This is a genomic window from Salinarchaeum laminariae, from assembly GCF_023204835.1.
GTDB lineage: Archaea > Halobacteriota > Halobacteria > Halobacteriales > Salinarchaeaceae > Salinarchaeum > Salinarchaeum laminariae.
On sequence record NZ_CP096270.1, the window covers coordinates 676,969 to 700,712 of the forward strand.

Genomic DNA, 23,744 nt, shown 5'->3' on the forward strand with positions numbered 1-23,744 from the left:
TCGAAGGCCAATGATATTAAATATTCTCGCCATCAGGGACGATTTATCGAGGGAGAGAATCCGTGAAACGCCGGACGTTCGTCGCGAGCCTCGGCGGGCTCGCCGTCGTTGGAGGGGTGACGTTCGGGAGCGGCGCATTCGATCAGGCTGAGGCGACGCGGGGGATCTCCATCTCGACGACGGTCGACGACGACGCGCTAATTCGCCTCGTTCCCGGCCCAGGGGACGACGGCAACTTCGTATCTGGCCACGAGACTGGACCAGTCACCATCGAGATCGACGCGGTCGAAAATGGCGCTGAGCCAGGGAACGGCGTCAATGATGGATCGGTGACCGTGTTCCCCGAACTACTCCAAATCCAAAATCAGGGATCGGACCCTGTCGTGATTTCGGCTGAGGAGCCGCCGGACGCCGGCATCGTGTTCTTTGGAGAGGAAGGGTTCGACGGCCCAGATTCGATCGCCCAGCTCGAAGCGACGTTGACACCGGGTTCGAGTACGAACGCCGGGCTCGCCGTGGATGCAGGATACGGAACCGACCAAGTTCCTGGGACGGTCGCGAATGGGGACTCCATCGAGGTCGTGATTCGGGCCGACGCAGAGTAACTGTCAGCGAGCAGACCCTCCAACGCCAGCACAGAGACTGTTTTACCAGATACCAGCCAGTGGAAATGTTACAATCCCGTAGCAAAACGCGAACCCAACTCGTTCGTGTGAGCCTTTGACGAGGCTGTTATAAGCCAATGGGGTTAGGTGCCTTCGGATAGTAACTTGCACTCAAGCGAGCCGTACGCGCTGGGGCTCGACGTCGGGGGAGAATGAACAGGCGAGTAGCGTATCTTGGGCTGGCGTTCGTGCTGTGTGGAGCCGCGCTGCTCGCCACGCCGACGTTCGGCTTCGAGACGATCGCTGCAGACAGAAGCGCCCAGATCGAAACGACCAACGACGCCAACGCACTCGTCGGCTTCGAAGCGACGGACGAGTCGATCAATAGCCTTGGAGATACGGCGACGGTCTTCACGCTTCGGAACAACGCTGAGGAGTCGCTCACATTTTCCGTAGAAACAGAAATCGACGACGCGGGCAACGTCGAAGTCGACACGCCCGGTGATGGCGAGGTAGCAGCCGGACAAACGACTGACGTCGTCCTTCGGTGTAACGGCGACAGTGGCACCGGCACCACAACAGTGACGACGACCGTTACAGAGGCAGCCGGTGAGTCGATTACGATTACTGGCGCATCGTCATCGACGACGATCGACTACCAGTGTACAGACAGCGGCGGTGGCGGACCGCCGGGGAGCGGTCCGGCGAGCTTCGCGGCGAACGATCCGCAGTACGACGGGGGCCAGTGGACCCAGCAGTTCGAGATCAACATTGCTGATCTCAAGAACAAGGGCGGATTCACGATCGATCTGAGTGATGCGCAGGCCAACGCCGGCGTCGACTACAGCGGTGCTTCCGCGACCATCACCAGTGGACAGGGGTCGCGTGATTTCGAGTTCGACAAAAACGAGTGGACGATCACGTACACTTCACAGGGGAAAACCGACGGCCCGTTCGTGATCGAAGTGAGCGGAATCGAGATCACCAGCGATCAGGACGGGGGTGCTTCGTTCTCGACGACGACCGGAGAGAGCGGCACGGATGCGTTCGCTGTGCCAGCGATTGGAAACGACGGCAATACACAGACGGACGGTGACCTCGTCGTCGAAGACGGAACGAGTGCAAATGGCGACATCGATGCCGGTGGGACGGTTACAATCGGCAACGGTGCGACGGCGAACGACGACGTCAACGCTGGCGGCGACGTCACTGTTGGAAACAGTGGAACGGTGCACGGTGATCTCGAGTCCGGCGGCGACGTATCCCTCGGTGATGGCGCGACCGCTAGTAACGACGTAGCGGCCGACGGTGACGTCTCGATCGGCGCAGACGGAACGGCACACGGCAACATCGAGGCGGGTGGCGACGTGACCATTGGTCCCAGTGGGACGGCAAGCGGAGAGGTATCCGCCGGCGGTTCCGTGACCGTAGGGACTGGAGCCACGGTGCACGGCGAGATCGAAGCCGGCGGAACGGTAACCGCCGAGGCTGACTCGACCCTGAGCAACGGAGTAAGCACTGACGGAGACGTCTATCTCGCGGACGGGGTAACTGCCTGGGGAGAGATCGAAAGCGGGGGAACGGTCTACGTCGGCTGTGACGTCAGCTATACAGAAGATAACGTGGACGCTGAGGGCGGCGTGGTCTCCACCTGCGAGAACTGATTCGGCTGTAGTTCAGGCGGAGAGTGCTCACTCCTGCTCAACGGGCCGCCCATCCTTCGTCCGAGGCGCGACGTGATCGACGTACTCGTCGACGCTCGGCTCATCCACGCTGACCCGCACGTGGATCTCGCCCAGCTCGTCGGGTTTGCCGACGGCGAAGTTGACGACGCCGACGAAGGCTGGCTGTTTCTTGAGGTCGAAGGCGATCGTGTCGCCCCGCTGGTTCGCGTAGAACTGGTCCCGGGCGGTGTCGAGGATTTCGCGCTCGTGGAGGAGTTCGGAGAAGTGCTCCATCGAGTGGGCGGTGGCGAGGAGTTCGCCCTCGTGGTGGTCGATCTCGGCGGTGGGGAAGTTCGTCCGGATGGCGTCGGCGACGCGGTCGGTGACTTCCGTGGGGTAGACCGGTGCGGTGATCTCGACGTCGACCTTGTAGACCGAGTCCCCCGGGTCGGTGGCCGCTGCAGATTGGTCCGAACGCGGAGCGTCGGCCTGAGAGGTGCCCTCGGACGAAGCGCCATCGGCGGTGGAATCGGCGGCGGAAGAATCGTCGTCGGTCGCGGCGGTATCGGCAGCGCCGTCGACGTCAGCGTCACTGTCTGGGGCGACGTCGTCGACAGACGTATCGTCGGGTGCGTCGCCGCCATGTGCTGCTTCGGACGCGTCGTTGGCAGATTCGGCGTCGGTCGCATCGTCGGCGGATTCGGAAGCGGGCCCGTCGTCGGCTCCCGCCCCCGCGTTCGATCCCAGCGGCTCGTCGGTCGTCGCCTCCAGAATGCCGCGGATGCGCTGTTGGAACGCGGCGAGAGTTTCGGTGTTCGTGATCCGAACGTCGGCGCGCTCCATCGCATCGTCCATTCCGAACCCGCGTTCCCGTTCGTCGCGCTCCTCGAGTGACTCGCCGTCGAGATTGTCCCGGCCCCTGTCGGAGAGTCGTTCTTTCCGGAGATCGAACGGTGCCTCGATCGAGAGCAGCGTGAAAGAATCGCCGAAAGCGGCCTCGAACTGGTCGACCTCGACGCCGCTCCGGACGCCGTCGACGAGAACGAGATCGCTGTCCTCGAGCGCCTCGCGAATCTGGGGGAGAGACGCCTCGGCGATCGCGCCAGGACCGTTCTCCTCACGGAGCGCCTGCGCGACCTCGCCGTGGTGCTCGGCAGGGTCGAGTCCGCGATCCCGGCACGCCTTCCGGATCACGTCGCCCATCGTCACCACCGGCACGTCGAGGGATTCGGCCAGGTTCGCGGCCTCCCCTTTGCCGCTCCCCGGCAGCCCCACCGTCGCGATGACCGTCATTGGGCAGGGGTAGCGCCGTGTGGACCTTACGGCTTGTTATCCCGAGCGGCGGGGAGCGCTAGGGCTCGCGCCCGGTGAGTCGGTCGAGCTCCTCGAAGTAGGTCTCGCGAGGCACCTGGTAGCTGGCCCGGTAGTCGATCGCGCCCTCGGCGAACTCGGTGGCGACCGATCGCAGCCGGTCGATCGCGTCGGGGCGACGGTCGAAGGGCTCCTCGATCGCAGTGACTTCGGGTTCGAGAAAGAGCGTGACGAACCAGTCGGTCGCCGTTTCGCGTTCGGGGCCAGGCCGGCGGTTGTTCCGTCGGCCGCGCGTGAGATAGAGCGTCGGCATGCATGCCGCTGGGAGGGCGTCACCGTCGAAGACGTCCGGGCGATAGGCCAGCACGACCCGTCCGTCGTCGCCGGCGTTCCAGACCGTCCAGCCCGCCGGAGCCTCGTCCATGCGCTCGATTCGGGCGGCTGGCGGTAAAGTCGTGCGGACTGACGCGTCGAGAGGCGATCGATTGGACCGACTGAGTCCGCCGACGGCTGCGATCGACTATCACACCCTATTTAAAGTATCCAAGCGGCGGTTCTGCGAGATTGCCGACCACGCTGCCGGCACCCGATCTCGATCCGCGAGAATGGGGTTAATATTGCCACCATATATCTTTTGGGGCCACGCTTATGTCGCTGGAAACCTGGTATTGAAAGGAGTATCGGTACTCCCCTACCGATCCGCCCGCCGGTCCCCGCCGAGTCCCTCGCCGTTGTGCCGTGTTCGTCGCCGCCGGGCGTGGTATGCATACCCATGTCCAAGAACGACCGACGCGCCCGCCGCCCCGGGCGGCACGTGCGCGCACGAAACAGGCCAGCCCGACAGACAACGACTACCTCCCGGCGGCGCACGACGAGTGACCGACGGCGCCCCGTCCCGAAGCCGCGTGGGCGTCACGTCGATCGACCGAGGTTCATTTGCGAGAGCGTGCCGCCGAGGTCAACGGTGCCGGTGCCAAGGAGTACGATCACGGTACCGGAGGTGGAGCGATGAGCGACGGCAGCGTCGAGCTCGAGGAGCTGAGCGCGGAGTACCAGGCGTCGATCCCGGAAGACCTGCGGGAGCCACGCTCCTTCGAGTGGTATCTCGAGCTGCTGGAGAGGGATCCCGCGGTCGCCCGAAACGCCCATCAGCGCGTCGCCGACATGTTCGACCACTACGGCGCGACCTACGACGAGGAACGCGGCGTCGTGGAGTACGCGCTCGCGAGCGAGGATCCCCTCCACGACGGCGAGAACACGTTCTACGGACGGGTCGTCCACGAGGCGATTCACGAGTTCGTCAACAAGGTGAAATCCGGTGCCCGCGGGCTCGGGCCCGAACGCCGTATCCTCCTCATGTTGGGCCCCGTCGGCTCGGGGAAATCCGCATTCGACGCGCAGCTCCGGCGTTATTTCGAGGATTACACGATGCACGAGGCGGGGCGGATGTACACGTTCCGCTGGACGAATCTTCGGGACGTCATTCCCGATCAGGATCCAGCCGACGACACGGTCCGCTCGCCGATGCAACAGGACCCGCTCGTCCTCTTGCCACAGCCCCAGCGCGATCAGGTGGTAGAACGGGTCAACGAGGTGCTCGACGCGCCCTACACCATCCGGAACGAGCAGAACCTCGACCCCGAGAGCGAGTTCTACATGGACGAGCTGCTGGCTCACTACGACGACGACCTCCAGTCCGTCCTCGACAATCACGTCGAGGTCGTCCGGCTAGTCGCCGACGAGAACAAGCGTCGCGCCCTGGAGACCTTCGAACCCAAGGACAAGAAAAACCAAGACGAGACGGAGCTCACCGGCGACGTCAACTACTCGAAGATCGCGGTCTATGGGGAGTCCGACCCGCGAGCGTTCGACTACTCCGGTGCGTTCTGTAACGCCAACCGCGGCATCTTCTCCGGCGAAGAGCTGCTGAAACTCCAGCGGGAGTTCCTCTATGATTTCCTGCACGCCACCCAGGAGCAGACGATCAAACCCCGGAACAACCCCCGGATCGACATCGACCAGGTGATCGTCGGGCGGACGAACATGCCCGAGTACAAGGACAAAAAGGGGGACGAGAAGATGGAGGCGTTCAACGACCGCACCAAGCGGATCGACGTCCCCTACGTGATGGCCTACGAGGACGAGGCCGAGATCTACCGGAAGCTGCTCGACAACGCCGACGTTCCGGACATCCACATCGAGCCCCACTCCCTCGAGATGGCGGGGCTCTTCGGCGTTCTCACCCGGATTGAGGAGCCCGATGCCGACACCGTCGATGTCTTGCAGAAGGCCAAGGCCTACAACGGCGAGGGCGACGCACTCGAGGACGTCGACGTCAAGAAACTCCGCGAGGAGGCCCAGGCGGCCGCCGCCGTCGGCGAAGGGATGGAGGGCGTCTCGCCGCGGTTCATCGGCGACGAGATCGCGGAGGCGATCATGGACTCCACCCACCGCGGGCGAGATTACCTCTCGCCGCTGACCGAGTTCGCGTTCTTCGAGGAGAACCTCGAACACCACGGCTCGATTCCCGAGGAGCGCTTCGAGCAGTACTACCGTTACCTCGAGCGCGTCCGCGAGGAGTACCGCGAGCGCGCCATCGAAGACGTCCGCAACGCGCTGGCCTACGACGTCGAGGAGATCCAGCGCCAGGGCGAGAAGTATATGGATCACGTGATGGCGTACATCGACGACGACACCATCGAGGACGCGATTACGGGCGCAGAGAGCGAACCCGACGAGACCTTCCTCCGGGCCGTCGAGGAGAAACTCGACATCCCCGAGGACCGCAAGGACGACTTCCGCCAGGAGGTCAGCAACTGGGTCTCCCGCCGGGCTCGCGAGGGCGAGGCGTTCGATCCGACGGACAACGAACGGCTCCGCCGCGCGCTCGAACGCAAGCTCTGGGAGGACAAGAAACACAACATCAACTTCTCCGCCCTGGTCAGCGCCAACGACCTCGACGAAGACGAGCGCACGAAGTGGGTCGACTCGCTCATGGATCTGGGCTACTCGGAGGAGGGCGCCCGCGAGGTCCTCGAGTTCGCCGGGGCGGAGGTCGCAAAAGCCGAACTGGAGGACGGCTGATGGCGATCGATTACGTGCGCGGCGGCGGTCGTCCATTCGAGGACGGTGGTGTCGGATGAGCGGCGAGGAGTACGTCGCTGCGGCAGACCGGTCGCTCGCGGCGGCGTACGAACCGCCGACGAGTCTCGCCGAGTACGTCGATCGGGTGTTAGAGGAGCCAAACGTCGCGGCCCACGCCGCGAAATATCTCGTGGACGCCATCGAGGCCGCGGGAACGCGCACGGTGATCGAGCGTGGCGAGGAGTTCGAACGCTACCGCTTCTTCGACGATCCACACAACGACGGCGAGCATGCAATCCTGGGCAACACGGCGACGCTGAACGCGCTGGTCGACGACCTGCGATCGATCGCCGCGAACAGAGGGAAACGCGAGAAGATCGTCTGGATCGAGGGGCCGACGGCGACGGGAAAATCCGAGCTCAAACGCTGTCTGGTCAACGGGCTTCGCGAGTACTCGAAGACCGAGGCCGGCCGGCGGTACACCATCGAGTGGAACGTCCAGGGCGCCAGCGATACCCGCGGGCTCTCCTACGGCGACGACGAGCCCGGCGACGAGGACGACTGGCACGTGAGCCCGGTCCAGACCCACCCGCTCGCGGTGTTCCCGGAGGACGTTCGCGCGGAGATCGTGGCCGCGATCAACGAGTCCCGCGACGACCACGTTCCGATTCGCGTCGAGACCGATCTCGACCCGTTCTCCCGGGAAGCCTACGAGTTCCTCGAGGAGCGCTACCGGCGACAGGGCGCCGAGGACCTGTTCAGCGCGATCACCGATCCGGACCACCTCCGGGTGAAGAACTACGTCGTCGACGTCGGGCAGGGCATCGGCGTCCTCCACGCCGAGGACGAGGGCGGGCCCAAGGAGCGCCTCGTCGGTTCCTGGATGGCAGGGATGCTCCAGGAACTGGACTCGCGCGGACGGAAGAACCCGCAGGCGTTCAGCTACGACGGCGTGCTCGCCCAGGGCAACGGGCTGATCACGATCGTCGAGGACGCCGCCCAGCACGCCGATCTGCTGCAGAAGCTGCTGTCGGTGCCCGACGAAGGCCGCGTGAAACTCGACAAGGGCATCGGGATGGATCTGGACACGCAGCTCCTGGTCATCTCGAATCCCGACCTCGAGGCGACGCTGAACCAGCACGCCGATCGCGCCGACGCCGATCCGCTGAAGGCGCTCAAGCGCCGGCTCGATCGCCACGACGTCACCTATCTCACGAACGTCTCGCTGGAGGCACAGCTGCTTCGCCGAGAACTGACCGGCGAGCACGAGGTCTGGACCCGCGACGACCCCGACCTCCACGACGAGCGGGTCCGCGCGCCAGCGACGCTGTCGGTGCGGTCCTCGGGCTCGATTGCAGCGAGCGGCAGTGCGGCGACGATCGCGAAGGCCGACGCCTCGGCGGAGCAAAGCGGTGCAGGAGACGGTGGCGACGGCACGTCGAGTACAGCGCCAGCAAGGGTCCGCGAGATCGAACTCGCGCCACACGCCATCGAGGCCGCTGCGACGTTCAGCGTCCTCACGCGGCTCGCCGAAGAGGACGGCGATGCGACCGACCTCGATCTCCTCGAGAAGGCGTTGCTGTTCGATCAGGGCTACCTCACCGACGGCGACGAGCGCGTCGGCATCGAAGCGTTCGACGTGGACGGCGCTCGCGACGGCCGTCACGGGGTTCCAGTCACCTTCACGCGAGACGTGCTCGCGGAGCTGCTCCAGGCCGACCGGGATCGCCACCACCCAGAGCTCCCCGTCGAGGACGTCGTACTGCCCGAAGACGTCCTGGACGCGATGGTCTCCGGGCTCGAGACGGCGCCCGTGTTCGGGCCCAAGGAACGCACGGAGTTCGCCTCTCGGGCCGATCCGGTTCGCGAACGGATCCGCGAGCGCCAGACCGACGACGTAATCGACGCGATCACCGCGGATCGCTCCGTCGACCCCGACGCCGTCGAGGAGTACGTCAGGCACGTCTACGGCTGGGCGACCGGCGAACCGATCGAGAACGATCGCGGCGATCGAATCCAGCCCGACGCGCTGACGATGAAGGTCTTCGAGATCGAGTCGCTCGGCCGGTTCCTCGAGGGCGACTACGCCGGCAAGGAGGCCAGCGACGAGGTCGCACAGTTCCGCCAGGAGCAGGTCGTGACCGCACTCAACCGCCACGCCTGGGAGCACCGCGGCGAGGATTTCGCGGTGGACGACGTCGACCTCACCGCGATTCCAGTGATCGCCGACGTGCTCGAAACCGCCGACTGGGACGACGTTCGTCGCCGGCACGAGGAGTTCGATCCGAACCAGTGGGCGGACCCGCCGGCGAACACCGAGACGGCGACCGTCAAGGAACGGACGATCGAACATATGGTCGAGGCCCAGTGCTACTCGCCGGCCTCGGCGGAGCTGACCAGCCGGCGGGTGATGGAGACCGTCGCCGACGACTGGGACGAGGAGGACGCTACTGATCGATCGAGCCGGTCGGTGGACCCGGAGAGCGTCGACCGGACGCTCGATCCCGACGGGGGTGCGTAGTCCGATGGGACTGATCGACGACCTCGAACGGTTCCGGTCCGTCGGCGAGGACCGGCGCGAGGATCTCGAGGAGTTCGTCGCCTACGGCGACCTCTCGGCCAGCGACGCCGACAGCGTCCGCATCCCGATCAAGATCGTGGACCTCCCCGAGTTCGCCTACGACAAGCGCGACCAGGGCGGCGTCGGGCAGGGTGACGCCGAAGTCGGCCAGCCTGTCGACGCCGAGCCCCAGCCCGGCGACGAGGAGGGCGATCCCGGCGATGAGGGCGGCGAGCACGAGTACTACGAGATGGATCCCGAGGAGTTCGCCCAGGAGCTAGACGAGGAGCTCGGGCTCGATCTCGATCCCAAGGGCAAGCAGGTCGTCGAGGAGGTCGAGGGAGACTACACCGACGTCGCTCGCGCCGGCCCCGACTCGACGCTCGACTTCGAGCGGATGTTCACGGAGGGGCTCAAACGCAAGCTCGCGACGGAGTTCGACGAGTCGTTCCTCCGCGAGATCTGTACAGTCGAGGGGATCACCGTCGACGACGTCTTCGAGTGGGCCCGGGAGGAGCACGTGCCGATCTCCTACGGCACGGTCGTCACGCTCCACGACGAGGTCGCAAGCGAACGGGGGCGGTGGGAGTCGATCGCCGAGGTCGAGGCGAACGTCGAGCGGACCCCGGTTCGCCAGCGGATCCGCCAGGAGGGGCTGGATCACGTTCCCTACCGTCGCGAGGACGAACGGTACCGCTTCCCCGAAGTGATCGAGGAGCGTGAACGCAACGTCGTCGTGGTGAACATCCGCGACGTCTCGGGATCGATGCGCCAGAACAAGCGCGAACTCGTCGAGCGGGTGTTCACGCCGCTGGACTGGTATCTCCAGGGCAAGTACGACACCGCAGAGTTCGTCTACATCGCCCACGACGCGGAGGCCTGGGAGGTCGAGCGCGAGGAGTTTTTCGGCATCAGGTCCGGCGGCGGGACGAAGATCTCCTCGGCGTACGAGCTCGCCGAGGAGCTGCTCGAATCCTACCCCTACAGCGAGTGGAACCGCTACGTGTTCGCCGCGGGCGACTCGGAGAACTCGAGCAACGACACCGAGCAGGCCGTCATCCCGATGATGAACGCGATCGACGCGAACCTCCACGCCTACGTCGAGACCCAGCCCAGCGGCAACGCGATCAACGCCACGCACGCCGAGGAGCTTGAGACGCACTTCGGGGAGGACGCGGAGGACGTGGCCGTCGCGTACGTCGGCGGCCCCGAGGACGTCAGCGACGCGATCTACGACGTGCTCTCGACGGAGGGGGAGTCCGATGCGTGAGACGATCGATCGAGCGGCCACGGAGCGCGATCACGATGAGTAAAGCAGACCACTACGAGGCACGACGGCAGGCGCGCGAGCTCGAAGGACCGGTCGCGGCGGCCCGTGCACTCGCCGAACGGCTCGGGCTCGAGCCGGTGCCGGTGAACTACTGGATCGTCGACCACGACGAGATGAACGAGCTCATCGCCTACGACGGGTTCCAGACGCGCTATCCGCACTGGCGGTGGGGGATGAAGTACGACCGCCAGCGCAAACAGGACCGCTACACCGGCGGCAAGGCCTTCGAAATCGTCAACAACGACAGCCCGGCCAACGCCTTCCTTCAGGAGTCAAACGGCCTCGCCGACCAGAAGGCCGTCATCACGCACGTCGAAGCCCACGCCGACTTCTTCGCGAACAACCAGTGGTTCGGGCTCTTCCCTGGCGAGGAGGGCGGCGCCGCGGCAATGTTGGAACGCCATGCCACGCGGATCGCAGAGATCGCGGACGACCCCGAGATCGACCGCGAGGCCGTCGAATCCTGGATCGACACCGTGCTAACGCTCGACGACACCATCGACCAGCAGCGCGCCTTTCAGCGACAGCTCGGCGAGGACGGCGAGGGGGCAGAGGAAGCAATCGACCTGAGCGAGCAGCTCGCGGAGCTGGACGTCAGCGACGAGGTCCGCGGTGAGGTGTTCGACGACGACTGGCTCGACGACCAGACCGAGGACGAGCAGATCGATCGCGACGCGCCGGAGGCCGACGTGCTCGCCTTCCTCAGAGAGCACGGGATGGCGTACGACGAATCGGCCGAGCGCGCCGTCGAGTTCGAGGACTGGCAGCGGGAGATTCTCGAACTCCTCCGCGCAGAGGCCTACTACTTCGCCGCCCAGCGGATGACGAAGGTGATGAACGAGGGATGGGCAGCCTACTGGGAGTCGATAATGATGGCCGGCGAGACGTTCGCGGACGTCGATGAGTTCCTCACCTACGCCGACCACATGGCGAAGGTGCTGGCCTCACCGGGGCTGAACCCCTACGCCCTCGGACTCGAACTCTGGACCTACGTCGAGAACCGTACGAACCGGCGAGAAGTCCTCGAACGGCTACTCGCCGTCGAGGGCGTCGGCTGGCGAAATCTCGACGAGACCGTCGACTGGGACGAGGTTCGCGACGCACTGGAGCCACCAGAGGCGATCGCGGCAGCGGGCGCCACGGACCTCGACGCGGTCGCCGCGTTGCCAGACCATCTCGTCGATCGCGACGAGATCCGGGCAGCACGAGATGGCGCCTTCGACCCCAGCGATGCGTCCTGGCGCCTACTCAGCACGGACGGTATGGCCCGGCGGCACTACTCGCTCGTGCGGCCGGAGCACCGGCAGTTCCTGGAGGACGTCTCGCGGGACGAACTCGAGGAGATCGCACGGTACGTCTTCGACGGCTCCCGGTACGACTCTGTGACGGAGGCTCTCGCCGACGTCGACTACGCCGCCGGCTGGAATCGTATGTTCGAGATCCGGGAGAGCCACAACGACGTGACCTTCCTCGACGCCTTCCTCACAGCGGAGTTCGTCGACGCCAACGACTACTTCACCTACGAGTACTCCAGGGCGGCCGAGGAACACCGCGTCGCCAGCACCGATCCCGAGGACGTCAAACGGAAGCTGCTACTCCAGTTCACGAACCTCGGCAAGCCGACGATTACGGTCGAGGATGGAAACTACGGCAACCGGAACGAGCTGTTGCTGGGCCACCAGTTCAACGGCGTCGCACTCGACCTCGAACAGGCCGAGCGCGTCCTCGAACGGACCTTCGAGCTCTGGGGGCGGCCCGTCAACCTCGCGACGATCGTGAAGGAGGTCGACGACCACGACGTCGAGGTCGCCCGACGACGGAGCCGCGAGCCAGAACCCGAGGAGGCCGGGTTGCTCCTGCGCTACGACGGGTCGGAGATCGAACGCCGCGACCTTCCCTGGAGCGAGGTCGAAGATCTCGCGGCCGACGACGTCGATTACGACACCAAGCCCGAGGACTGGCTCCAGTGACCCCACAAGAGGGGCCAACTACACACCGAATCGAGGACTACACGCGACGAGAAACAGCATCCATTACCAACCGCATCTGCCGATTGTATTAAGAATATAAGAGATTCTAACATCACACTTAAGAAGTAAGAAATAGTCTACTCGCGTATGACGATCGACGCGACCGGCGGTGGCGCCATCGGCAGCGAGGTAATCAACTCCCGTATCTGCACCGGCGACACGATTGCCTGTCATCTGGAGGCGGCGCTCGACCAGACCGACGATCCCGACGCCCGGTTTCACATTCGCGAAGCGCTGCAGTTGCTGGCGACCGAGTAACGGTCGCGCTCCGCTCGCTGCAGCCACGTCGAGTTCGAACGAAGAGAGAAAGGGAACTATCCGCTCACGACGCGATCAGTTCGTTCCGTAGTCGTCGGTGTCCATCGTACCAGTGACCTCGACGGACCGGCCGCTGGTGCTGAAGCTGAGGTCGTCTATCTCGTCGAAGGAGCCCTCTGCGTCCATCCAGTTCTCGACGTCGCCGGTGTCGATGTCGTCAGCCGAGTCGAAGACGATCACGGCCTGTGCCGACATCGTTTCACCGTTGACAGATTGGGAGGACCCGCGCGCGACGGCACCTTCGAACTCGCCGTTCTCGGCGCTGGTCTCCTCAGTCTCTTCGTGCGTCGTTGCGTAGTCGAACGCCCCGCCGTCGAGCTGGCTCGTGAGCGTTGCAAACTGCTCGTTTTCGTCCGCGTACCGATCCTCGTCACCGTTGTAGGTGTCAATCGTCGTTTCGAGCACGTCCTGTGCCTCGGCGTCGCTGTTCCACGCTGAGCCCGCTACGACGATGTCGTTGTTCGTGAGGCCGACCGCCTGGACCTCGTTCGGGCCCAGGAACACCTGGAACCCCTCGTACTCGTCATCGTCATCGTACTCGGCGTCCTCGAGAGACTCCACGACCTCCGACTGATCGACCTGATACCCGCTCAGTAGCTGCGCGAGGAAGCCACCGAAGTAAGTTCGTGACTCGACTTCGTCGAAGTCCAGACCGAGATACTCGTACGTCGATTCGAAGTTGTTCTCCAGATCGTCGTAGACGTCGCTGTCGAACTGATCCTCGTTGTCGACGATCTCCAGATTGTTCTGGTAGGAGACGGCGTAGTGGTCGCTGTCTTGGACGGCCCCGGGCTCGTAGTACCAGTCGGTCTGCGCACTCAGACCACTGCCACCGCCACCCCCGCCGCCCAGGATGCCGGTACAGCCCGCCGAAGCGCCCAGCATGCTCGCGCCAACCAGTGCACCGCTCGATTTCAGGAAGCGCCGTCGTGATCCTTCCATAGTAGCACGTTCATTCGTATATCAGATACTTATACGCATTGGCTGTGTGATCAGCCGTTTCGTACAAAAGCACATATTTCGTGCAAAACTGCTCCACCGACCGCATGCCCAGACACCGATGTCCGGAACGTTGTAGAAGCGAGCCATCTCGCAGCGACGGAGTCGAACGCTGCCGAGATGATCAGTTTCCGTAGTCGTCAGTGTCCATCGTACCGGAAATCACGACGGATCGGCCACTAGTGCTGATGGAGATGTCGTCGACGTCGTCGAACGTCTCGTCTTCGGCGTCCTCTGTCCAGTCTTCGACGTCACCGGTGTCGACGTCGTCGGCGTCCGCGAAGGTGATGACCCATTCGACGTCGGAGGTTTCGCCGTTGACGGTCACGGACGATCCCCGTGCGACCGCTCCCTCGAACTGCCCCATCTCCTCGGCCGTCTCCTCCGTCTCCTCGAAGGTTCGACCGCTGACGAACGTCCCGGCGGTAAGGGTGCTCGTCAGCTCAGCGTACGCCTCGCTATCGTCGGCGTACCGCGTTTCTTTCCCGGCGCCGGTGTCGACGATCGACTTGGCGACCGTCCGCGGGTCGATCGGCGTTCCGACGAGCGTCAACGTCAGCGTATACGGCGTCGTTTCGCCGGAGGAGTACGTCTGGGCATTGATCGTGTAGGTGCCACTCTGTTCGAGTTCGAGCTCCGAGATCTGGGCCGATCCATCGAGCCCACCGTCGTTTCTAACTGAGTCACCGTTTGGGTCGTCCAGAACCAGATATGGATCCGCCTCCGAAGCTTCCATGTGGATGGTGATGATGTCACCTGCAGTCGCCTCGAACTCGACCGGCTCGTTGTGGTAGAGACCGCTGTACTCCGGATCGCTTTCCTCGATCTGACTGTTCCAGCTCTCACCGTAGTTGATCGAGCGCAGGTCCTGCTTGCTACCGCTCTGGCCGTTACCCTCGATCGGATTGTCCGTACCGCCCGTCATCGACGTCGAGCGACCGATGACGATGTCGCTGTCGTCCAGTGCGACGGCGCGCTGTTCGTTCGGACCGACGAACATCTGGTAGCCCTCGTACTCCTCGCCCTCCTCGAACTCGTTCTCCTCGAGGGCGTCGGTGACGTCCTCTCGCTCGGCCTCGTAGCCAAGCAGGACCTGGGCGGTGCTCCCGTCGAAACTCATCACCGTTTCGACCTCGTCGAAGTCGATATCGAGAAGCTCGTACTGGGATTCGACCTCCGCCTCCGTCGTATCGAACCACTCCTCGTCGAACGAGTCCTCGTACTCGTTGATCTCGATGGGCGCGATTCCGTTGAAAAAGTAGTTATCGGTGTCTCGGATCGTTCCGGGCGCGTACTGCCAGTTCGTGTAGCTACCGGGGATCGCACCGCCACCCCCACCGCCACCGCCGCCGAGAATACCGGTACAGCCCGCTGCGGACGCGAGTATGCCCGTTCCAACCAGTGCCCCACTTGATTTCAGGAAACGTCGTCGTGATTCGGCCATAAGTTTCGAAACGTCGTTGGGTTATCAGACACTTATACCCAACGGCATGGAAAGATGATATCGTTTATATTATCTCTCAAAAAATAGCATAGTCCCCTGAACACCTGTTCAACCAGTGCAGAATATCCCAATTTCCAATATACACAGCAAGGGGCGGCATCCTGGATCGCCACATATCCTCCGTGACCAGTTGTAAAGACGCGAGCCGCAACTGGCTGTGGACGTTGCTATCTATCGGTTGTTCGACCCTCACCCGGACAACCATTGGTCGATCTCTCGCCGATTGAGCCGCGGCGGTCGTCCGCCCCCGATGTTCATACATTCGTGGCGCGTAGACCCACGCATGTACGACTCTGTCCTCGTTCCAACGGACGGTAGCGACGCGGTGAAGACGGCCCTCGAGCACGGCCTGCGGATCGCGGAGAATGACGGTGCAGTCGTACACGGACTCTCCGTGGTCGATCGACGGATCACAACGGCCGCAGATCCGGAGACGCGGCCCGACGTCGAGGCGACGCTGACCGAGGAGGCCGAGACGGCCCTCGAGCGCGTCCGGGCCGCGGCGGAACGGAAGGGACTCCCGAGCGTCACGGAGCACCGACACGGAACGCCACACAAGGAGATGCTCGACTACGCCGAATCCGAATCCATCGATCTGGTGGCAATCGCATCACACGGGAAATCCCCTCGCGAGAAGATTACCACCATGGGGAGCGTCTCCGAGCGCGTCGTCGATGGAGCAACCGTCCCGGTGCTCGTCGTTCGGGCCGACGACGCAACCCTGGAGGAGTGACTCAAAGGGGTGAATCGGGGGAGTGAATCTGCGAGAGGAACGAGTCAGAGGAGATCTGAGGAGCAGCGCTACCAGAGAGACGGACCGACCGCCGCGCAAACGGAGCCCGCGTTCACGCGTCGACGTTCCATTGGCCCTGCTCGATCACGACGCCCGGCAGTCTGACGAGCCGTGGTCGAACGCAGTCCCACCACGACTCGGCGTCGTCGAATCCGGCCTCGTGGGCCGGATATACGACGGTCTGTAGCTCCTCAGAATCGCACGGCCCCGCGTCTTCCAGGTGCTCGTGGGCAGCACGTACGGCGTCGCGCTTCCAGTCACGCATCATCTCACTGGCGCCGGGGACGTCCATGCGAGCGAGTCGGCGACCGATCCGATCGGCGTCGGGGCCTATCTCGCTTGCGTCGCGCGTTCCGACGGTCTCCGCGAGATCCGCTGCTGGACGGTGGTAACAGTCGATCGCCTCGCCCAGATCGATCTCATCGTCGTCTTCGACGAGTTTGCGCTGCCGAATATCGACGCCACGAACGGTTGCATGCCGGAGGTCACCGGCGGAGACGAGGTCCTCGATGACGTCCGCTGCAGCGGGTTCGGGGACGTCCGCTGCCACGGCGACCTCCGCCGTGCTCAGCGGTTCGGCGTCAACGAACGCGCTCCGAACCCGCTCGCGCAGTTCGGGGCCGTCGACCTCCAGCGACATAGACCGTCGTTGGAGAGCCGAGCACTTGGGGCTACCCCTCTCGGAGCCCAGAAGTAGCAGCTGGTACGAGGTGGCAAAAACGTGGAAACGGGGAGGGCCGGAGTCAGCGGGCGCCAGAACGGCACCCGTATGTGACTCCGGGGGCCGTTCAAAAGGCCCTGCTGGAGACTCAAACGCGCGTTTGACGCTTCCGCCAGTACCAGGTGCCGACGCCGATTGCGAGGAGGCAGCTTCCAGCGAGGAAGACGACGAGCTCCGGTGGGATTCCGGAGACGTCCAGCGGTTCCGCGATCCAGCCGAACTCCTGGGCCAGTGGCTCGACTGCCTGGTCGCCGCCCTGTTGAAGGTCAGTAGCCGCGTCGGTCTGCTGGTCGGTACCGGTTGCCTGCCCGTCCAGGCTGTAATCGGCCGCCGAGTCGTCCGTCGACGTCGTCACCTCGGCTCCGCTACCCTCCGACGACGTACTCCCGGACGTCGTGTCGACCGCAGCCGCTCCGGTAGCAGCCGACGTCTCGTTTGCGTCGACGAGGCCGCGGACTGCGAGACTCAGACCGGCCAGTGCGCCAACTCCACCGAGCAACCTGCCGAGCGCCCGCTGGAGCAGTGTCTCGTCTTCCTCCCTGCCGGCGAACAACACCAGCGGCCGATCCGCCGGTGCGTAGACGTCCATCTCGCGACCTTTCTCGGAGTAGGCGGTGTCGACGACCTCGACCACGCCCGCGTCCTCGAGCTTTCCGAGATGGTACTGGACGTTTTGCAGCGAAGTGTCGACGCGGTCCGCGAGCGCCGAGGGATGACCGGGATCATCGTTCAGGGCAGCGAGCAGTTCCCGCGCAGTGGTCGAGGAGAGCGCGCCGAGCACCGCTTCCGCGTCTTCATCATCGAGGCCGACCACCCGCGGCTCGGCGTCTTCCCGAGCCGACGCGTCCGGAATCGACGGTAGCAGGTCGGCCATTCGTACGGCGAATGGACGCGATCGTATATGGGCTTTCTGACAGACGGTTCCGAATCTGGATCATACGTCAAAGTAGCAAGCAGACGATTCCCACGAGCCGATTATATCCCCATAGATGGAGCGGAATTTATATACCACCATCCGACGATGACATCGCCATGACCGATTTCCGCAGTCGCCGACAGGTCCTCCGCTCCGGAGTCGCACTCGGGTCACTCACCGTGGCCGGCTGCCTCGACGGCTCCGGCGACACCGATGAGAGCTCGAACACGACGAACGGCAGGTCTGACAACACCACGTCGCCGAATAGCTCCGATCCCGACGGGACCGACGAACCGGAGCAAACCATGATCGACCGCTGGCCGATGTACAGGTACGACGCACAAAATACCGGCTTTGTCGACGTAGAGCCTCCCCGGGAGAACGTCGGGAAGCTGTGGAATCTAGATATCGGGACGTCGATCAATTCGAATCCCGTCGTCGACGGCAAGACCGTCTACCTCCGGGACGCCGAGGGGACCGCCTACGCCATCGAGGAGGGAGAAGTTCTCTGGTCGGAGGCACTCGGCGGTGAACAGGTGAAGGTGTCACCTGCCATTGTCGAGGACCTCCTAATCGTTCCGCACTCTGAGGGACTGTTCGCACTGAATCGGGCCGATGGATCGGAGGAATGGTCGTACTCGACGCCAGAGGTCCCAACGGAACTGACTGTTACGGAGGAACTCGTGATCTTTGCTGATGAAAGCGACATTATTCACTGCGTCAAGGCCGGAAACAGCCAGGAGCAATGGACGAAGGAGCCAACCGTAGACAGAACTGGCTTCGTCGGGGCTCCAGCGGTGCTCGACGGCGATGCATACATTCGGCAGAGTCCGCCTGTAGATGCAGAGTTCGGACAGATTGTCAAGATAGATCTCGAATCTGGCTATATACGCAGTGCAGTCACCGAAAATGAGTACTTCGGCTGGGCTATATCGGTTCACGAGAGCGGGATCTACACTGGCGGTGACGGCGTATTCGCCTTCGATTTGGATGGGAATAAGATGTGGGAGTATTCGACCGGAAATAAAGTCAAATCTGTCCCAGTCATAACCCACAATAGAGTGTTCGGCGTGGAGGAGCACATCACTGAGCCAAAGATTCATGCACTCGATAGAGAAAGCGGTGATCTCCATTGGACAAGGGGAATTAATATGTTTACCCCACCCGCACCGGTGGTTTTCGGGGATTTAATTGTATTTGGAGAAGGTGGAGAAAAGAGAATCGCTGCATACTCAGTAGATGAGTTCGACCTTGAATGGGAAATTGACGAAGATTTTGACACATTTCTTGATCCTTCGGTATCCAACGGAGAAATTTTCTTTTTATCAGACAAAGGTAGCGTCTTTTCAATAGGAGAGAAATAACATGCGACAATGTTTAGATCAGATTTCGATTCATCTAAAGAATACGACATTAAGCAGCCAATAGTTCTTACCCACTCACGGCCGTTGGCAGACATACGTGTGTTTCGTTGGGAGAAGGATTGAAATGGCCTGCAAACCAGATTCGTTCTTTCGATTTATCAGGAAGTACCCTACCAAAGTTCACAGAGTACACACACACACATTGTCGGGTTGAAGGGTAGAGATCATCTTAAGAGGACTCAACCAGGCAAATCCGAGGGTAGCATCGAATGAATATCCTACTGAGCGTGCGTGGGGAGCGCAAAGACTTTCGAACATTTATCCGTCCGTAATACCATATGAGGAATGATATCTATAATTTCATCTCCGACCAAGCCCCAGCACATTTAAACAATTTCACAAGAACCCATTCCGCCATTATGACCACTTTATGCCATAATTGCTTCCAAGACTAGATGAAGTGGATAGTTGTTGGAACCCAAATATATACATATGGAAGACCATATGAACATAAATTAAAAATTGGCAGACATTAATCGCGTCGAGAGCGGTTAGATTCGCGGGGATTGATTTTCTTAAATAATTTAAGCAAGCGCTCCATTACATCCGTTACTCGACTTCGCGCTTCCTCAGGATCTGGCGGTAGCAGCACGGTCTGCGTCCTAGAAACGGTCTGACGGCCATCGTCAACCCTGACTGTAACCTCCGTCTCATCATGCTCACCATCAGGTATTTCAACCTCTTTATATATTATTCCACTCGGATCCATAGTTTCTCCAGTAATTACATATGAATCACCAATCACAACATCCATAGAATCAGCGGGATTATGCTTGTCGTTCAAAGTATACTTAATCAGCAGTGAATTCCCAGAGAGATCTATCTCCAAACCTTGTATTTCGGGCTCTGGATCCACGATGACATTCCGATGAAGTACCGCTTCGGTCGATACTGTCGTATTAATACGACTATACGCTGTGGAGTTTCCCATGCCGTGGCCTGCGTAGTTTCCGAGTCGTTCGACCGTGAGATCGAGGTTTGCAGTAACCGTGTTTACTCCAGGCCGCAACGTGAACTCGGCCTGTGTTCCATCCACAGCATAATTTTCTGCGTCCCCATTTCCAACTCCCCATATGGCATCCGTGACTGTTCCGTGCTCGCTCGTACGAACGACGTAGTCCAATCCTTCGTATTCCCAGCCATCGTCTGTTATCGCATCCGGCTCACCCGTGATCACTGCCGGTCCCTCGATCCGAGGGTACTCCTCTGACTCCGGAGTATTCGGCGTCCAGCTATCCGTTCCCCCTGGCGCGCTCCACGTATCGCTCACGGTCTGATTCCACTGGTCGGCGACCACTGCACGGTACGTGGCGCCGGGGGCGATCAGGGCCGTGTGGTTGATGACCCCACCGAGCTCAGAAACGCTCTGGTTCCCGATCCTCTGATCGCCGCGGTACCACGTCACGTTCTCGACGACGGCAGCGCCGGGGCTGATCGTGGTCGTCAGGTTAGCCTCCTCACCGGTCGCATCTGGGGAGCCCTGTAGCTCCACGCCGAAATCGCCACGCGGCACGACCGCTACGTAGAGGGTGTCCGTCGCCGTCTGGCCGTCATCGTCGGTGACGGTGACACTCACGGTGTAGTCGCCGAGTTCGGGGACGCGAAAGTGAGCGAGGCCGCAGTCCGTCGAATCACAGGTCTGCGTGATGGCGTCGCCCGACGGCGACGTAATCGTCCAGTCGTAGGAAACGATCTCTCCCTCGGGTGAGTGCGATTGCGTCGCGTCGAGCAGTACTGACGCGTTACGTTCGACCGTCTGGTCCAGTCCTGCCTCTGCCTGCGGAGCACCCTCCGGAGCGCTCTGGCTCGTCGCCGCTGTTGCAGCGGGGGACGAAGCGATCGCGGGGGCGGCGGCTACAGCGCAGACGAGGAGGAAAACGAAGAGACACGAACCGAGCCGCGAAGCAGTTTGATTCATTCGTGTATAGCGAAATTAACGTTCGTATTGGTATAAAAATGTGTTCAGACTGGAGCGATCAGGCGGACGGGTTGCCCGTCGAAACGCCTTTGCGGGCGCCCGCGATAGCCTCATTCATGCCATCAGTCCCTGCACTGCTCGGGTTGGATCCGCTCTTCTGGATCCTCGCAGCGGTCCTGCTCGGTCTGATCTTCTTCGGATTCCTGCTCTTCCGCCGGACCGTCATGGGGTTCAAGGAAGGGATGGACGACACCAAACGCTGAGCACGATCCAGTCCGGCGCGTCCGATAGAATGCCGCGTTTCCGCAGCCGTCGATAGGTTTCTCCGGTGCGACCGCAGTTCCCCGCTACTCGAGGGCTTCTGCCACCAGCGAGAGCGCTCGATCGACGTCGCCCTCTGAAACGTCCCGATGGGTGCAAAATCGCGCAGTCGTCTCGTCCATGACCGTGCACGCGACGCCCGCGTCGGCACAGCGCTCGGTGAAGGCCTCCGCACTCTCCGCCACGTCGGCGACGTCGACGAGCACGATGTTCGTCTCTGGAGCGACGACGCCGAGGCCGGGGAGATCGCTCAATCCGACAGCGAGTCGATCGGCGTTGCGATGGTCCGCCGCGAGCCGGTCGACGCTGTCGAGGGCGAGCAGCCCCGGCGCAGCGATAACGCCGGCCTGGCGCATTCCACCGCCGAGCAGCTTGCGGTTGCGCCGCGCCCGTTCGACGAACGATTCAGGACCGGCAAGCATCGAGCCGACCGGCGCACCCAGTCCCTTCGAGAGGCAGGTCATCGTGGTGTCGACGTTCCGCGTGAGTCGTTCGGCCGGGACGTCGTGGGCGACGGCGGCGTTGAACAACCTTGCGCCGTCGAGGTGAACCGGCACGCCGCGATCGTGGGCGGCCTCGGCAGCGGCGTCGATGCGTTCCGGCGCGATCGCGAGCCCGCCGCGACCGTTGTGCGTGTTCTCGAGGCAGACGAGCCCGGTGCCGGCGCGGTGGACTGACTCATCTACGTACCCCTCCTCGATCGCAGCCGGCGTAGGGACGCCGCGCTCGCGGCCGTCGCGGGTGACGGTCTCCGCGTAGGGCCTGACCTGGAGCCCGCCGTGCTGGGCGAGCCCGCCGACCTCCCAGTTGTAGACGTGGGCCTCGCGATCGACGAGGACCTCCTGGCCCCGGTCTGTGTGCGTGCGGACGGCGATCTGGTTCCCCATCGTCCCCGTGGGAACGAAGACGGCTGCCTCGTGGCCGAGCCGATCCGCGACTTCCGCCTCGAGCTCGTTGACTGTCGGGTCCTCGCCGTAGACGTCGTCGCCGACGTCAGCGTCGCTGGCGGCCTCTCGCATCGCAGCGGTCGGCGTCGTGACGGTGTCCGAGCGGAGATCGATCATGGGTGTGCGTTGTACACCGGCGCTGAAATAGCTGGCCGGTTTGCCGGAACTGGCCCGAGATTCGAGAGAGTGGATCGGTAGCGAGTCACAGAGTACCATTTTACTGGTCGACCCCTCGGTCCGACCATGTCGCAACTCGCGACGCACTACGAGACTGTTCGCGAGCAGAACGGGTACGAGCGCCCTCGTGCGGATTCGGTGCCGCCGTGGCTCCGACCGCTCCGGCGACGGTTCGTTGCGGTCGATAGGATGGCGGTTCTCGATGCCGCACTGGATCGACCGACGCTCGCAACGATGGGCGTCGGGATGACCGGGGCGCCACATCTCGGTACAGTCGGCCAGTTGCTGACGGCCATCGAGTTGCAGGACGCCGGCCTCGACGTGCAGTTCGTACTCGCGGACCTCGAGCCGTACCACGACGGCGGAGACGAAGCAGGGATTCGACGGCTGGCCGCGCGATATCGCGAGTTCGCACTCGACCTGGGATTTGATCCGGACCGTGGAACGCTCCGGACGCAGTCCGAGGCGACCGCCGTCATGAGAACGGGACACCGGCTCGCGCGGTACTACCGGCCAACGGAGTGGAAAAGCGGTGAAGCCGGAGCGACCTCCGACTGGCAGCGGGCAGTCGATGCGGCCTACGAGCAGGCGGCGTCAGCGAACGCTGAGTCGGCGGGGGCGACCTCCGAAGCCGCTGACGCCCACAGTGGCGTGCTCCACGGTGCCGACTTTCTTCATCCCCTCGCCGAAGGGGAGTACGAGCGGTTGGTGCTCGCGTTTGGAATCGACGAGCACGCGCTGGCGCCGTGGACACGCCAGTTTCGCGACGCTGCAGGTGTTTCTGGGCGCATTGGCGGGCTCTACACCAGGATGGTTCCGGGGTTCGGTGACGTCCCCAAGCAGTCGAAGTCGATCGGCGCCGGGCTCTCCCTGCGTGGAGAGCCAGCGACGGTCGCCGAGCGGATCGCGAGCGCCGACGATCCGAGCGATCCGACGCAGTCGACCGTCTTCCAGGCAATGTGTCTGGCATCGCGATACGGTGCCGCTCGTCTCGACTCGCTGGCGGCAACGTGCGAAGCTGGTGGCGAGGAGTGGGCCACCGTCCGTAGAGAGTACGCGGAGTACGTGGCGGGGCTGGCGGAGCGGTGGCAGGCCACCCGCCACTGAGACGCTCCGCAACCG

The 23,744-nt window shown here is 63.0% G+C and carries 18 protein-coding genes and 1 pseudogene; 11 read left to right on the forward strand and 8 right to left on the reverse strand.

Annotation, left to right across the window (positions count from 1 at the left end; all coding sequences use genetic code 11):
• Positions 1–62 precede the first annotated feature (62 nt).
• Together MXF70_RS03245 and MXF70_RS03250 are read left to right on the forward strand one after the other, a co-directional pair.
• A complete protein-coding gene (locus MXF70_RS03245; protein ID WP_248517385.1) occupies positions 63–605 on the forward strand; it encodes a hypothetical protein in 543 nt (180 codons plus the stop codon).
• Positions 606–817: 212 nt separating this feature from the next.
• A complete protein-coding gene (locus MXF70_RS03250; RefSeq protein ID WP_248517386.1) occupies positions 818–2,269 on the forward strand; it encodes a bactofilin family protein in 1,452 nt (483 codons plus the stop codon).
• Positions 2,270–3,034: 765 nt separating this feature from the next.
• On the opposite strand, the pseudogene MXF70_RS03260 reads toward MXF70_RS03250, so the two are convergent.
• Positions 3,035–3,562, reverse strand: a pseudogene (locus tag MXF70_RS03260) (AAA family ATPase); the annotation flags it as partial.
• Between the two features lie 58 nt (positions 3,563–3,620).
• Positions 3,621–4,004, reverse strand: a complete 384-nt coding sequence (locus MXF70_RS03265; RefSeq protein WP_248517388.1) for a DUF5820 family protein — start codon at positions 4,002–4,004, stop codon at positions 3,621–3,623.
• Between the two features lie 584 nt (positions 4,005–4,588).
• Between MXF70_RS03265 and MXF70_RS03270 the strand changes: the two genes are divergently transcribed.
• From MXF70_RS03270 to MXF70_RS03290, 5 genes are all read left to right on the forward strand, one after another.
• A complete protein-coding gene (locus MXF70_RS03270; RefSeq protein WP_248517390.1) occupies positions 4,589–6,664 on the forward strand; it encodes a PrkA family serine protein kinase in 2,076 nt (691 codons plus the stop codon).
• A gap of 55 nt (positions 6,665–6,719) precedes the next feature.
• Positions 6,720–9,185 carry a PrkA family serine protein kinase gene (locus tag MXF70_RS03275; RefSeq protein WP_259370391.1) on the forward strand — a complete coding sequence of 822 codons (2,466 nt, stop codon included), beginning with the start codon at positions 6,720–6,722 and terminating at the stop codon, positions 9,183–9,185.
• A 4-nt stretch (positions 9,186–9,189) separates the two neighbouring features.
• Positions 9,190–10,494, forward strand: coding sequence for a YeaH/YhbH family protein (locus MXF70_RS03280; RefSeq protein ID WP_248517392.1), 1,305 nt, complete (start codon positions 9,190–9,192; stop codon positions 10,492–10,494).
• A 35-nt stretch (positions 10,495–10,529) separates the two neighbouring features.
• Positions 10,530–12,524: a SpoVR family protein gene (locus MXF70_RS03285; RefSeq protein WP_248517395.1), complete on the forward strand. Its 1,995-nt coding sequence runs from the start codon at positions 10,530–10,532 to the stop codon at positions 12,522–12,524.
• A 147-nt stretch (positions 12,525–12,671) separates the two neighbouring features.
• Positions 12,672–12,842, forward strand: a complete 171-nt coding sequence (locus MXF70_RS03290) for a hypothetical protein (RefSeq protein WP_248517397.1) — start codon at positions 12,672–12,674, stop codon at positions 12,840–12,842.
• Between the two features lie 75 nt (positions 12,843–12,917).
• Here the strand turns inward: MXF70_RS03290 and MXF70_RS03295 are convergent, their stop codons facing one another.
• The gene (locus MXF70_RS03295; protein ID WP_248517399.1) at positions 12,918–13,844 is read right to left on the reverse strand and encodes a twin-arginine translocation signal domain-containing protein; all 927 of its coding nucleotides are present in this window, start codon (positions 13,842–13,844) and stop codon (positions 12,918–12,920) included.
• A 181-nt stretch (positions 13,845–14,025) separates the two neighbouring features.
• A complete protein-coding gene (locus MXF70_RS03300) occupies positions 14,026–15,345 on the reverse strand; it encodes a twin-arginine translocation signal domain-containing protein (protein WP_248517401.1) in 1,320 nt (439 codons plus the stop codon).
• Positions 15,346–15,688: 343 nt separating this feature from the next.
• Here MXF70_RS03300 and MXF70_RS03305 point away from each other — a divergent pair, with 343 nt between their 5' ends.
• Positions 15,689–16,138 carry a universal stress protein gene (locus MXF70_RS03305; RefSeq protein ID WP_248517403.1) on the forward strand — a complete coding sequence of 150 codons (450 nt, stop codon included), beginning with the start codon at positions 15,689–15,691 and terminating at the stop codon, positions 16,136–16,138.
• Between the two features lie 112 nt (positions 16,139–16,250).
• Here MXF70_RS03305 and MXF70_RS03310 read toward each other — a convergent pair whose 3' ends face one another.
• Both MXF70_RS03310 and MXF70_RS03315 read right to left on the reverse strand, forming a co-directional pair.
• Positions 16,251–16,838: a hypothetical protein gene (locus MXF70_RS03310; RefSeq protein ID WP_248517405.1), complete on the reverse strand. Its 588-nt coding sequence runs from the start codon at positions 16,836–16,838 to the stop codon at positions 16,251–16,253.
• Between the two features lie 169 nt (positions 16,839–17,007).
• Positions 17,008–17,793, reverse strand: a complete 786-nt coding sequence (locus MXF70_RS03315) for an ArsR/SmtB family transcription factor (RefSeq protein WP_248517407.1) — start codon at positions 17,791–17,793, stop codon at positions 17,008–17,010.
• Positions 17,794–17,951: 158 nt separating this feature from the next.
• On the opposite strand from MXF70_RS03315, the gene MXF70_RS03320 reads away from it, so the two are divergent.
• Complete coding sequence (locus tag MXF70_RS03320; protein ID WP_248517409.1) at positions 17,952–19,199, forward strand: outer membrane protein assembly factor BamB family protein; 1,248 nt, start codon at positions 17,952–17,954, stop codon at positions 19,197–19,199.
• 532 nt (positions 19,200–19,731) lie between these two features.
• Here the strand turns inward: MXF70_RS03320 and MXF70_RS03325 are convergent.
• Entirely contained in the window at positions 19,732–21,177 is a 1,446-nt protein-coding gene (locus MXF70_RS03325) for a PKD domain-containing protein (RefSeq protein WP_248517410.1), read from the reverse strand.
• 116 nt (positions 21,178–21,293) lie between these two features.
• Here MXF70_RS03325 and MXF70_RS03330 point away from each other — a divergent pair, with 116 nt between their 5' ends.
• On the forward strand, positions 21,294–21,440 hold the full coding sequence (locus MXF70_RS03330; RefSeq protein WP_248517412.1) for a DUF7859 family protein: 147 nt from the start codon (positions 21,294–21,296) through the stop codon (positions 21,438–21,440).
• A gap of 84 nt (positions 21,441–21,524) precedes the next feature.
• Here MXF70_RS03330 and MXF70_RS03335 read toward each other — a convergent pair whose 3' ends face one another.
• Positions 21,525–22,562 carry a threonine aldolase family protein gene (locus tag MXF70_RS03335; protein WP_248517414.1) on the reverse strand — a complete coding sequence of 346 codons (1,038 nt, stop codon included), beginning with the start codon at positions 22,560–22,562 and terminating at the stop codon, positions 21,525–21,527.
• Between the two features lie 126 nt (positions 22,563–22,688).
• On the opposite strand from MXF70_RS03335, the gene MXF70_RS03340 reads away from it, so the two are divergent.
• On the forward strand, positions 22,689–23,729 hold the full coding sequence (locus tag MXF70_RS03340) for a nucleotidyl transferase family protein (protein ID WP_248517416.1): 1,041 nt from the start codon (positions 22,689–22,691) through the stop codon (positions 23,727–23,729).
• Positions 23,730–23,744: the final 15 nt, after the last annotated feature.